Annotated in this window: 12 protein-coding genes, 1 tRNA gene and 1 pseudogene; 6 read left to right on the forward strand and 8 right to left on the reverse strand. The window is 35.4% G+C overall.

Translation table 11 applies throughout. The annotated features are described in order from the left end of the window. Positions 1 to 147 precede the first annotated feature (147 nt). Positions 148 to 981, forward strand: coding sequence for an aminoglycoside 6-adenylyltransferase (locus tag EPL02_RS10600; RefSeq protein ID WP_131887661.1), 834 nt, complete (start codon positions 148 to 150; stop codon positions 979 to 981). A gap of 298 nt (positions 982 to 1279) precedes the next feature. Here the strand turns inward: EPL02_RS10600 and EPL02_RS10605 are convergent, their stop codons facing one another. Further along, complete coding sequence (locus EPL02_RS10605; protein WP_131887662.1) at positions 1280 to 2077, reverse strand: phosphotransferase; 798 nt, start codon at positions 2075 to 2077, stop codon at positions 1280 to 1282. A gap of 360 nt (positions 2078 to 2437) precedes the next feature. On the opposite strand from EPL02_RS10605, the pseudogene EPL02_RS10610 reads away from it, so the two are divergent. Both EPL02_RS10610 and EPL02_RS10615 read left to right on the forward strand, forming a co-directional pair. Beyond that, positions 2438 to 2588: pseudogene (locus tag EPL02_RS10610) on the forward strand (IS4 family transposase); the annotation flags it as partial. 384 nt (positions 2589 to 2972) lie between these two features. Then, positions 2973 to 3170, forward strand: a complete 198-nt coding sequence (locus tag EPL02_RS10615; protein WP_131887663.1) for a hypothetical protein — start codon at positions 2973 to 2975, stop codon at positions 3168 to 3170. Positions 3171 to 3398: 228 nt separating this feature from the next. Here the strand turns inward: EPL02_RS10615 and EPL02_RS10620 are convergent, their stop codons facing one another. The 5 genes from EPL02_RS10620 to EPL02_RS10640 form a co-directional block, all read right to left on the reverse strand. Continuing rightward, positions 3399 to 3968, reverse strand: a complete 570-nt coding sequence (locus tag EPL02_RS10620) for a dihydrofolate reductase family protein (RefSeq protein WP_131887664.1) — start codon at positions 3966 to 3968, stop codon at positions 3399 to 3401. A gap of 447 nt (positions 3969 to 4415) precedes the next feature. Further along, the gene (locus EPL02_RS10625; protein WP_131887665.1) at positions 4416 to 4640 is read right to left on the reverse strand and encodes a hypothetical protein; all 225 of its coding nucleotides are present in this window, start codon (positions 4638 to 4640) and stop codon (positions 4416 to 4418) included. Beyond that, positions 4609 to 5478, reverse strand: coding sequence for a PhzF family phenazine biosynthesis protein (locus EPL02_RS10630; protein ID WP_131887666.1), 870 nt, complete (start codon positions 5476 to 5478; stop codon positions 4609 to 4611). Before EPL02_RS10630 ends, EPL02_RS10625 begins: the two co-directional genes overlap by 32 nt. Then, complete coding sequence (gene solA / locus EPL02_RS10635) at positions 5478 to 6608, reverse strand: N-methyl-L-tryptophan oxidase (protein ID WP_131887667.1); 1131 nt, start codon at positions 6606 to 6608, stop codon at positions 5478 to 5480. Before solA ends, EPL02_RS10630 begins: the two co-directional genes overlap by 1 nt. 114 nt (positions 6609 to 6722) lie before the next feature. Then, positions 6723 to 8111, reverse strand: a complete 1389-nt coding sequence (locus EPL02_RS10640; protein ID WP_131887668.1) for a PepSY-associated TM helix domain-containing protein — start codon at positions 8109 to 8111, stop codon at positions 6723 to 6725. Positions 8112 to 8332: 221 nt separating this feature from the next. Here EPL02_RS10640 and EPL02_RS10645 point away from each other — a divergent pair. Continuing rightward, a tRNA-Ala gene (locus EPL02_RS10645) sits at positions 8333 to 8404 on the forward strand. Between the two features lie 112 nt (positions 8405 to 8516). On the opposite strand, the gene EPL02_RS10650 is transcribed toward EPL02_RS10645, so the two are convergent. Both EPL02_RS10650 and EPL02_RS10655 read right to left on the reverse strand, forming a co-directional pair. After that, entirely contained in the window at positions 8517 to 9455 is a 939-nt protein-coding gene (locus tag EPL02_RS10650; RefSeq protein WP_131887669.1) for a ring-cleaving dioxygenase, read from the reverse strand. 254 nt (positions 9456 to 9709) lie between these two features. Next, the gene (locus tag EPL02_RS10655; protein ID WP_094912951.1) at positions 9710 to 10108 is read right to left on the reverse strand and encodes a DoxX family protein; all 399 of its coding nucleotides are present in this window, start codon (positions 10106 to 10108) and stop codon (positions 9710 to 9712) included. Positions 10109 to 10790: 682 nt separating this feature from the next. On the opposite strand from EPL02_RS10655, the gene EPL02_RS10660 reads away from it, so the two are divergent. Together EPL02_RS10660 and EPL02_RS10665 are read left to right on the forward strand one after the other, a co-directional pair. After that, positions 10791 to 11099 carry a hypothetical protein gene (locus EPL02_RS10660; RefSeq protein ID WP_131887670.1) on the forward strand — a complete coding sequence of 103 codons (309 nt, stop codon included), beginning with the start codon at positions 10791 to 10793 and terminating at the stop codon, positions 11097 to 11099. Positions 11100 to 11273: 174 nt separating this feature from the next. Continuing rightward, positions 11274 to 11684 carry a hypothetical protein gene (locus EPL02_RS10665; RefSeq protein ID WP_131887671.1) on the forward strand — a complete coding sequence of 137 codons (411 nt, stop codon included), beginning with the start codon at positions 11274 to 11276 and terminating at the stop codon, positions 11682 to 11684. Positions 11685 to 12034 lie beyond the last annotated feature (350 nt).

The raw sequence follows: 12034 nt of genomic DNA on the forward strand, positions 1-12034 counted from the left end.
CAACGCTTAGGGTTGGTTAATAAACAATTTTCTCTAAAAGATATAATTTACTTTCGATAAATCATCCTAACAAAGGCTGAATTTTTATACAAGTATTTGGGATTTTTGTTATAATATATAAAATAAAAGGAGTTGGTAAGGAAATGTGTGGGATTGGAAACGAATCGTAGGGATAGGGATTTAGCAATACCAAAGCATCGTGAATACTTATTAAATGCTATTGAGAAAGATGTATTAAGTGACGAAAACATAGTAGGTGTTTTTTATGGAGGTTCAGTGGGGAATAAGAATACTGATTTATACTCCGATGTTGACCTGCGCATTGTGGTTAAAGATGAAGTATTTGAAGAGTACCGATTAAACAAAAAACAAAGAGCTCAGAATTGGGGAAAGGTATTGTTTTTCGAGGATTTCCCTTGGTCAACTTACAGTATTGCTCATTACGATACTTTTATTAAAGTGGATACATTTTATTATAAAGTAAAGGATGTTCACCCTTCTGTTTGGCTACAAAACATAAAAATTGTTCGTGATACTAACAGTCTATTGAAAAATGTTTTAGAAAAATCAGCAATCCTATCTTATTCACCAAGTGTAGAGGAAGTGGAAATTTGGAGAACAAAGTTTTTTGCATATGTTCACGAAATATATCGAAGGGTAATGAGGAAGGAAATATACTATGCTTTACATTGCCTTGATAATTTACGATTATCAATGGTAACTGGTTGGTATATGGATGCAGGTTTTCAACCCAATACATTTGGAGATTGGGCTAAATTAGAAGGAAGCAGGAGTAAATTAATGGGCTGGCAACTAAGTCTCCTCGAACAATGGTATAGTAGTCGAGATCCTGATGAGATTTTTAATGTAGTAAAGAGCCTCATACCTGAGTTTTCGAGAGTTCATAAGAATTTGTGCGAGAAATTAGAAATAGAAGAGAACGCTACACTAGTTGATGAAATACTAAATATTGCATTTTAAATAACGCTAAAAAGGTCAGCGGAATTCGCTGACCTTTTTCTTTGCAATTGTGGTACCGTCACATCGCCATCAACCTAACGAAAGTAAACTACCTCAAAACAAAAAAATGAGCAATTGACCCCGGATTTTTGTTTTGAGCTTTGGCTTGATGGGCGTGTGAGTATGAGGTCTTGACGGCAAAAGCGATATTATACGCTAAGCGAACTACAACCTAAAAAGTCGATTCTTGCTAAGGAATCGACTTTTTAATTTCACTTATTAAGCTAAAGCCCATAGTTAGTTCACCAAGAATTTTCTCTTACATCCACTCTCTTCCGTGTTCGCGAATGAATCGAAGTTCCTCTTGATAATGCTCATAATGTCCTTCGTCAATCATTTTTTGAAAAGCCATATCGCCTTCTTTGGCTTTCCTTTGCATGGTTTTACATAATGCTTCTACTCGTAGCAATACCATATCTAAAAATCCTTTTTCTATACCCTCTATACCATAGGAATCAAAAAACAATCTAACCCTTTGTTTGATTCGCTCAGCATCCTTTGATGAATCGTAATAAATGGCTTCGCCTGCTTCCGTATGATACAACCTACTTAAAGGAACGCACGTGTAAAGCGTATAGGCGATATCCCAAAGTCTTGGACCAGGACCAGCCAAATCAAAGTCAATCACACCTACTGGTTTTTCATGGTTAAAAATAATGTTATAGATGGCAAAATCGTTATGGCATATTACCTCGAATGGCTGCGGAGTGTTATCAATGGGTTGCCAACGTTCTTCCATTGGAAAGTCACTCACCGCATCATGATACAGACGGACCATGGTTGCGATCTCTTTTAAAGCCTCATCCGACCACATATATTTTTTTAACGGGTAGTTTCCAGCTTCTCCTTCAATAAATGACAAGATCTCTCTGCCTTTTTCATCAATACCTAGCAACTTTGGCGTATAACGGAAATCTTTTTTCTCCAAATGTTTTAATAATTTATGAATTTTAACACTATCAGGCTTTAAGTCCCGGCGTACGGTATCTCCTGAACGATATACGTTTGAGACATTCCCTCCTGTTAGCATTTCTTCGTTTTCGTACTGATTCTTCATTAAAATTCCCCCTACTTAGGGACGCTATAATTGTGTCAATAGAGATGTATTTTTGCCCATAAATAAAAACAGATATACAAAGGTATCTGTTTGGCAATGGGAATGTAATTGTCCACACCATGAGTCCCTTGAATGATTTTTAGATAGACAAATAAACGCATCCTTAAGAATTAAGGACCGCAGCTGTCTCTATCCAATTACATAATCATTACAAGTTAATCCACATAGGTAGTATAGATTCCCCTTTCTTTACATCTCTACATTATATAGTACCAAAGATCATGAACTAAATAAAGGAAATTCCTCGTAGTTTTTTAATTATTCTTTCAATAAAACACTCGAAAAGGATGACGTTTTTTTATTGATTTCTTGCTTTCTGAAGAATTACACCTATTCTCACGAGAATTACAACGGTTTCTATCTCCAGTAGTGCTACACGACATTGAAACAAGTTGGCTTTGTGCAGCGATCTAGTAAGTACCAAGCCAACGAACTTATTGCCCTTTGTGTATGAAGTATGTTGTATAATGAGTTATTTTTATCTTGTACTGGCCCCGCCTACGCCACATACAATGACAGCCACGCGTGCTATCCAACCTAATTTCATTATAAATGAAAGCGATTACAAATAAAAGTATTTTATTTAAATATTCTGTCTATTAATTTTATTATATCTAACCTTTCTATTAGGAATAACAACAAACATGATGAGCACACTACGCAAGACACCGTGAGGCACCACACCAAATTGTCTATTTTAAACAGGGGAACCCCACTGTGCAGGAGCAGTAAGATTTTTCTCCTTTAGGCTGTATATAACATTTAGTTTTTGTCAACATAATTAAAATTCTAGGAATAAAATAATTGCTAGGGAGGATATTTTACATGCGAAAGAATGGCTAAACGAAAAAGGATTGCCATTCGCACTTCTTTTGGCTTTGATGAACATCGCCAGCCACTTGTATTACCTAACAATCTTCAAGCGCATGCTGCAATCTATTTTGATGCTCCAGATGGTAACTCAATTGAACTAATAACTCCAATTCGACTAGATACAGAAGAAGATTTTGAAGTGATGACATTTGAAGAGTAGTTGAAACGTCAGTAAAAGGTAATACCCTAATCTTTCTCTGCTAAGAAGAAAAATTAGGGTATTATATTCCAGGAAATGTATTACCGTATAACATCTGCATTTTGTCGGCAGGATCCTCTAATGATATAAGCCTTATCCCAAAATTGAGCCTCATTATGGAAGAAGTAAAAATTACTATTAATCATTTCATAATGGTTTAGCGTGTTTATCTTTAGAACATGCAATATATTAATTTTCATTCAAACGATAGATTAGTTGCACAACGCCAGAGGAGAACATTCTTGTATCAACCATTTTTAAATTAAGTCGCTGATTTATGTCGATAAACATTGGTTTTCCTTCTCCCAAAATAAGAGGATGAACGGATAATCTGAATTCATCAACAAGCTCTAAATTAATAAAAGTTGTTATAAGGTTTGCTCCGCCATATAGCCAAATGTCTTTACCAGGCTTATTCTTTAATTTATTTACTTCTTCTAAAATATTATCATTTATAAATACTGCTTTATTTTCTGTCCCTTTTAGCGTTTTGGAAAATACATACTTTTCTTTACTATGAATGATATTCCACATTTCCTTGTCACTATCAGATTCCCCTGTTTTCGGAGTATATTCCCCCCACTCCACGTAACTTTTTCTACCATATAAAATAGTATCAATTTGGTTTAAGAAATTAATAAAATCCATCTCAGAATCCATGATACACCAATCAACTTCCCCATTCTTCCCCTCAATAAATCCATCTAAAGTTACTGCTAAATCTAAAATTATCTTTCTTGGTGCTGTGTTTTGGGACATAATTTTTCCTCTCTTTTATCTAATGAATATACGATATGTGTAGTAATGTAACCAAATATTACAGTAATTATTAACAGACACAAAATAGGAGAAAAAGTAATAGTAAATATTATCATCATAAAATTAGACTTTTATGTCCATTAATTATTGTATAAGTAATTTTTATTCCTACACAGACACCTAGTATAATACTTAATTACGACATATATTGTCATGATTAAGTATCTTTTACATAATTAATGTAATCACTAAATATGAAATACTGTCATAGCAGTGATTTAAAATTAGCTAGTAATAATAGACAATTGCTTCAAGACAAAACATCCTTGATGGAGTATAGAAACGATGATGATAGAAAAAAGCTTCTTAGGGAAAGAAAAAAATAGATTGCTGTATTCTTTCGTTATTTCAACTAAATTACGAAAAATAGCGCTGTACAGTAACCACTTACTTACAGTTAATAAAATAATAGAGGGCTGATAATTTTTCACCTACTTTAAACCAAGCAAATGCCTTGCGGATACGTATTGCAGAAAGATTAAGTCCTAGCTTAGCTAACAGCTCTTTGGACCAGGTTCCGGCAGAAAGAACCAAACGCTTACCTTTATAAATAGTATGATTACTATTCATGTGGAAAAAGTTATCCCCATTTCCCTTCAGCAATCTTCTCAACCTGTCCTCCTACATACACATCAATTCCATCACTTGTTTGCGAAGCATTTAAATGAAGAAGTGATGGTCTACCAATCTCGTAACCCTGTTCGACTTTTACTGATATTGAATGTTTATTAAAATAATTATGATGAACAAGATAAGAAGCTAAACAGCCGTTAGAACTTCCTGTAGCGGCATCTTCAGGAATTCCATAGTAATGGGCAAAATCTCGCGCATTAATATCATGCATAGAGTCATAGGTTTCCTTTGAGAATACGAACAGGGTCTTCCCTTCTGTTTCTTGAATAAGCTGGTTATATTTTAATAGGTTTACTTTTGCCTTTTTCACTGCTTCTAACGAAACGAGTGGAACGATAATGGCAGGAAGTCCTGTTGATATGTCCTGAACTGGAAAGCGATGATCAATTTCTTCGACTGCTAAGCCGAGTACATCTGCAGCGATCTTCGAATCTAGTACCTTCCCAAAAGTAGGTTGGTTTTGCTTCATCCAGAATAGCTTTTCTTTTGCGTTATATGTAACAGGAATGGTTCCCGCTTTAAAGTGAAGCAAGATATCTTTTTCTTCACCATTTAAATAATCTTGCTGAATAACAAATGCCGTACCTAACGTTGGATGCCCTGCAAAAGGAACTTCTTCATTAGGTGTGAAAATACGGACAGGATACCCTTTTTCAGTGGGCTCATTTGATAGAATAAACGTTGTTTCAGAGAAATTAATTTCCTTGGCAATTTTTTGCATCTCTTCTGTTGATAAATGTCCTGCCTCTTTAAAAACAGCCAGCTGGTTTCCCGTATACTTTCCTTGCGAAAATACGTCTACAATTGAAAATTTCATTATTCTACCTCCCATCTACTTGCTGAGAATAATGATAAGTCATACGGTGTTTTACCTGTAGTCACAAGGTCGCTTATTACTTCACCAACAGCGCTGCTGAATTTAAATCCGTGCCCTGAAAACCCTGCTGCGAACACAACGTTTTTATACAATGGGTGCGTATCAATAATAAAGTTTTCATCTGGTGTCATCGTGTACATACACGTTTTGCCGAACTTCAGCTTTCCTACTTGCGGCATATAGCTACGAAGTAAGTTTTCCAGTTCTGCACGATCTCCATCGTTAAAAGGCGCCACCTCTTCATTTGGATTTTGGGCTTGCTGAATGCCATCATGACGGCCTAGTTTCAAACCAGCTCCGTCAATGCTTGGAAACCCATAGTACATCCCACTTTTTGTATCAAATGAAAACGCAGGGAATTTCCCTTCTCCGTAAAACTTTTCATCTGCTTCAAACCACGCAAAGGTCTTGCGGATAGGTGTTGCAGGAAGATTGAGTCCTAGCTTAGCTAACAGCTCTTTGGACCAGGCTCCGGCAGAAAGAACCAAACATTTACCTTCATATACGTTGTCACCTGTATGCACCTTTACGCTATCTTCTGCTACTTTGATATCTTTCACAGGATGATTAGTTAACAGCTCAGCTCCGTATTTTAACGCAAACTCTTTGTAAGTGCGAATAGCATCTTCACATTTTAAAACGCCTGAGGTTGGTTCAAAACAGCCAATGAACGAATCCGGAACAGTGATTCCAGGAAATCTCGTATGTATTTCAACTGCGTTTAACACTTCAAGTGGTAGGTTATACGTTTTTGCACTTGCAATGACTGTTTGAATAAACGATGAGGTCTCTTCTCCTACGCTCAGTACTCCCGTTTTTAAAAAGAACGATTGTCCGCTTTCTTTTTCTAGCTCTTCCCACAGCTCTTTTGCTCGGAGTGCAAGCGGTACGTACTCTTCTCCTTCTCCGTATGCATAGCGAATAATGCGCGTCTCGCCGTGATGGCTTCCGCTCGTATGGGGTGGATCAAAGGCATCAATAAGTAAAACTCTTTGCCCTTTTTTTGCTAAAAAATAACCGGCTGCCATTCCCATTGAGCCGGCTCCAACTACAATTACGTCGTATTTCATAATAGCCTCCAATTTACTTAGTGAATATTTTTACTATTTTAACATATTTGAAGGTTATTACGTATAATAAAACTGCTTGCCATGAAACAAGGCAAGCAGCGAAAGGTTACGCACTTAATTTTGAACAGAGGGTATCTTTGAAAATACAAACCTATCCAACAAATATACCGCAATAATTGAAATTCCAACAAGTGGCATGACGATCCCGAGTCCAAGCATGATAAAGAAAACAACTCTTGTCACTTTGGAGTCCTTTGACTTAGGTGGTGCTCCGGAACTTTCTTGAGGTTTTCGCTTACGCCACATAACATACGAACTAACAATTAAACCAATTAATCCAAGACACGTAATGAGGCCAAGAATTTGATTTGCTACGCCAAATAGCCTTCCTTCATGAAGCGCAACTCCCATTGTAATTCCTTTTCCCATAATACCGTAATCATCAAAGCGAACATCGCTTAAAATAGCACCTGAATATTGATCAACGTGAAGAGTTGCATTATCGCCGGGCTTAGTATGAGATGTTGAAATGGTATAAACACCTTTTTCACCTTGAGGCATTGAAATTGTATATGGCTTTTGAATTTTTTCAGCTTGTGCTATATCAGTCACTTTCTCAAGAGAAAGCGGCACGTAGCCAGTAACAGATGAATTGGGAACTGGAATGTTTTCTGCAGCCCACGGTATATCCTCTGCTACGTCTTTTGTTTTAACAATTGATTCAGGCTTTTCACCAAAGCTATGTGCAAATGGTGGGTAGCCCGTGTTTGAATACGCAGCAAGTCGATTAATTTGCTCTCCCATCACTCCTGACCAAGGAAGTCCTGTTAGAATTAAAATTAACATAAATAAGGATAGCCAAAATGCAGGAACAGCGTGCATATCTCGCCAAAATATTCTTCCTTTTCGGTTAAACCTTGGCAAAACTGTTCCCCATATCGACGCTTTATTTCGTGGCCACCATATGTACAGACCCGTAATTAATAGAATAACAGCCCAGCAGGCAGCTAGCTCTACAAGTCGATTGGCAAGCGTTCCGCCAATGAGCAATTCACTATGAATCTTTTTGAAAATAGTCGTGAATTTCTCGTCATCTGAGAGAGTTCCAGCTACTTCTCCAGTGTACGGATTTATAAATGCTGAAGACATCTCTCCATTTGTCATAATCCCAATCTCAGCTGTACGAAGTGGATCATCATAATATTTTATTGAAGTAATAGCTGCTTCTGGATACGCTTTTTGGACCTCATCTATCTGTTTTGTTGGAGATAGTATATCTCCTTTTTCTTCTACGTAATACAGGTCGTGATAAAGAACTGACTCAATTTGTGGCTTAAATAAATACACCGCACCGCTAAACGCTAATATGATTAAAAATGGTGCAAAAATAAGTCCTGCATAAAAATGCCATCGCCATACTGTTTGATAAATAGCGGCTGAGGTTGTCTTTTTATGTACCTCCCTTTGTCTTTTTGATTCTTGTGTTAATTTAACTGCTTCCACCCAATGTTCCCCCTAGTATCAGATCTACACAAATTAAGTAATGAATACAATAAGTTAACGCTTACAATATTGATATCATCACTGATTCACCTTTAGTTATACTAGATAAATGTGTGAAAAAAATGAAACATAAAAAAATTGTTGCTTTATTTCGAAAATATACGAAAAACGAATTGACAGACGTTATAGAGATTTATAAAATAAAAGAGAACATACATATCGGGGCGTTAGTTCAGCGGGAGAATACTTCGCTGGCAGCGAAGGGGTCAGGGGTTCGAATCCCCTACGCTCCATAAGAAAAGAGAGGTCTTTCTATAGAAAGACCTCTCTTTTTTATCATTACTTTCTTAATTGAAATAGATTAGATTGATGAATTGAAAGCAAAATAAGCACTCAGACTAGGATTTAGTCTAGTTCTCTCACTTCAAAAGGAAGCAATTCTCTTTCAAGCTGAGCCCGATGAGTTTCATACTGCTTAGGCAGCATTAACTTTTCTCCCATTGTTTCGTGTGACTCATCATGTGCAAAGCCTGGAGGGTCTGTTGCAATTTCAAATAAAATTTCGCCATGTTCTTTAAAGTAAATAGCATTAAAATAGTTTCGATCTCGAACAGCTGTGACTCCATATCCATTACTAGCTACGTGTTTTTGCCACTCTAACTGGTCCTCATCGTTTTCAGCACGCCATGCAATATGGTGAACGGTTCCAACACCCATTTGTCCACGACCGATTGGCGTTAGCTTTAAATCAATGATATTTCCGATATCAGCAGATGATTGAAAACGAATGAAATCTCCTTCCTCACCTACTTTTTCAAGACCCATAACATCTTCTAATAACTTGGCTGTTTCTTCAGGACGAGCAGATAATAATGTTGCTCCCCCAAAGCCTTTAATCGCTACTTCAGGTGTAACCTCACCAAATTGCCACGTGTTTTTTTCACCAGCTTCTCTTTCAACAATTTCTAAATGTAAACCATGAGGATCGTCAAATTCTAAATATTGTTCTCCGAATCGTTCCATCTTTGTTATCGGAATATTAAATTTTGATAATCTCTGTTCCCAAAAATCCATGGCGCCCTTTGGCACTAAGTATGAAGTTACACCTACTTGACCATCACCTATTACTCCTTGGCGTGCTCCTGCCCACGGGAAAAAGGTAATAATGGTTCCTGGCTTTCCAGCTTCATCACCAAAGTAAAGATGATACGTACCTGGATCATCAAAATTGACTGTTTGTTTGACTAAGCGTAAACCTAGTACACCAGCATAAAAATCAACATTTTCCTGTGGATGACCTACAATCGCTGTAATATGATGGATTCCTGTAGTTTTTTTTGTCATTCTTCATCTCTCCCTTACCATATTTTAATAATTATTTTAATTGTCCTTCATAAAGCAATGGAATATTCAATCTAACCAAAATTACCTAGGTACGCTATATAAAAGATATCCCTTTAACAAACTCAAATGATTAAACTGATAATATCTCGAATTCGAGATATTATCCAAAATTCATATGTTTAACTTCTAGAGTAACAAAGTATACGTATCTAACTACTTTTAATAAATTATTCTTTACTTGACCATGTTTCCTTTTAGAAAATAAGGGCGTCGATTGCGTAGTATCCTGGACCGATTATAGCAATACTAATAGCAACAACTAATAATGTAAGGTTATATTCATAACCATTTTGTGTTGACCAGTAGCCGTTTGGACCATGTACCTTAATAATAGCTATTAACATTGTTCCCGCAATCATAAGAGCCGCAAGAGGTGTAAGAAAGCCTACAGCAAATAAAGCACCACCTACAAGTTCTGATAATCCAGCTATTAAGGCCATTCTAACACCTGGTTTCATTCCAATGGACTCAAACCACCCTCCTGTTCCTTTTAATCCATGACCACCAAACCATCCGAATAATTTCTGAGCTCCATGGGCCATAAATGACAATCCAATTACTAAACGAATTAATAATAAACCAATACTAATCATTTTTAATTCCTCCTATTTTTTATAATTTTTATTAACTTTGATGATTATAGTTAGCAATACTGTATTTCCCCAAAATCCTAATGAGAGATTTCTTCTTCATCACTAAAAGCTATAAATAAATCTTCAATAACTTTTTGATTTTAAATTTAGAAGCTTTCTGAAGGGTTAAAAACGGTTTCTGCTAAACTTTTATTCAATATCATCACTTTCTACTCTAATTTTAATTAAATTTATCTTTAATTAAAATATCTTTAATTCGAGATAATTATAAAACGAACGTCATTTCATTGTCAATATAAATTTTTATTTATGATGAGAATACCTTAATGAAACTATGATTCACCGCTTTTTATTGCTTATATTTCCTTTTATGCTCCCTGTATAGTGCCAGAAAACGGACGTTACGAAATTCTTGAAGTATGTAGAATAGCTTTCCTTAATTAAAGGTGATATTGATCGTAAGTTATAGATAAACACCTTAAACTATTTCGCTTAAATGCCGCTGCTCATAAAGCTAAAGAAATAAACGTTTATTTTTTTATGTAATTAATACTACATATTAATCGTTTGTTGAGTAATTGATAATTTTTAACAACAAATCATCTGTTTAAGTAATCTTTACGCTGGCAGCGTAGCGGTCAGGGGGGGATCCCCTCTTTTCTATTAAAAAAAAGCGAGAGCTTTGTATGTTTATAATGAATATAGTTTGGAACAGGATAGCTCTTTTTTAGAGGAAAAGGTTACTTTTTTTCTTTATGATGGCTATGCCCCAACAAAAGTAATACCACCATCTTTGCCTCTTAAGGATTCATTTTTTAATGCGCCTTTGTACGGAGAAAATGAAAAAGGTGAGGTAGAGAAAATTGATTCTGAAGGTAAAGGTAATAAACAAAAAGAATATAAAAAAACAGCGGCCTATTTAGTATCCAAGAAGGCTGTAACAACATGGGATTCAGAGAATATGTTAGAACATTATTTTCCATCAGAATAAATCACAAAGAAATATGACTTAAGCAGCTTTGGGGAAACTCTATATACAGAATTAGCAAAGTGGAATTTTTCTAGTTTTCAGGAGTTGGTAACTTTTTGTGATATATGGGGGTTACCAACAGGTGTAAATGATTCAGAATTTTCGGTCACAGTAAATGACGTTAATGTACTCTGGATGCCATTAGATGAATTCTATAGAAAATTTGATGATTATCAAAAAACATTTTCCATTTTTAAATCATTGCACACAAATGATTTTTCTGAATTAACAATATCTTCATCAAATAGTAGAAAATCCATGAGGGAAAATGCAAGATTAAAGCTAATTGAAAAAATAGGAGAGAAGAATATATTTTCGTACAAGCTAACTACAAATAACAATATTGTCCCCCCTACTTCTATGTTCAAAGATTTATTTGAGGCAGCTTTTTTCTTTTTAACACTATCTATATACAGCAATGCTGAAATGCGGATTTGTGAAAACTGTGGTCATCTGTATGAAGTAACTCATAAGCGGCAACGATTTGCTCTATTCTTCCAGGAAGGAAAAGGTCTAGTTGTGAAATGGCCTATAATAATAGTTTAAAAAAGGAAAAGAAGAATAAAGAGAAAGAAAATAAATAAAAAAGGATATTTAGCTTTCTGAAACCTTAATAATAAATACTAATCCAGTTAAGTATCACTCCCTCCCCTATGGACTAAAGTTCAAATAGAAAAGGCACTTCGCTCAAATACTGAGGAGTGCCTTCACTATTAATTTAAATTTAAATTTTTATATAATATATAGTATTCACAAGAAAAAAGTTTTTATAAAAGCTAAAAACTTTACATAATCAACTTGTTATTCCTATGCTTTTTAGAATTCTGTTATAAAATTTCTTTTAAGGTTATAAAGTCGATATTTTTAACTTTGCCTTCTTCCACCTTAAAGTGGCC

Source organism: Bacillus sp. CBEL-1, assembly GCF_004348885.1.
Lineage (GTDB): Bacteria > Bacillota > Bacilli > Bacillales > Bacillaceae_H > Priestia > Priestia aryabhattai_A.

Excerpts from the sequence above, each read along its gene's own strand:
- solA (WP_131887667.1), bottom strand. The coding sequence starts at position 6,608 with ATGAAATACGACGTAATTGTAGTTGGAGCCGGCTCAATGGGAATGGCA.
- EPL02_RS10620 (WP_131887664.1), bottom strand. The coding sequence starts at position 3,968 with ATGTCCCAAAACACAGCACCAAGAAAGATAATTTTAGATTTAGCAGTA.
- EPL02_RS10605 (WP_131887662.1), bottom strand. The coding sequence starts at position 2,077 with ATGAAGAATCAGTACGAAAACGAAGAAATGCTAACAGGAGGGAATGTC.
- EPL02_RS10655 (WP_094912951.1), bottom strand. The coding sequence starts at position 10,108 with ATGATTAGTATTGGTTTATTATTAATTCGTTTAGTAATTGGATTGTCA.
- EPL02_RS10650 (WP_131887669.1), bottom strand. The coding sequence starts at position 9,455 with ATGACAAAAAAAACTACAGGAATCCATCATATTACAGCGATTGTAGGT.
- EPL02_RS10630 (WP_131887666.1), bottom strand. The coding sequence starts at position 5,478 with ATGAAATTTTCAATTGTAGACGTATTTTCGCAAGGAAAGTATACGGGA.
- EPL02_RS10665 (WP_131887671.1), top strand. The coding sequence starts at position 11,274 with ATGCCATTAGATGAATTCTATAGAAAATTTGATGATTATCAAAAAACA.
- EPL02_RS10615 (WP_131887663.1), top strand. The coding sequence starts at position 2,973 with ATGGCTAAACGAAAAAGGATTGCCATTCGCACTTCTTTTGGCTTTGAT.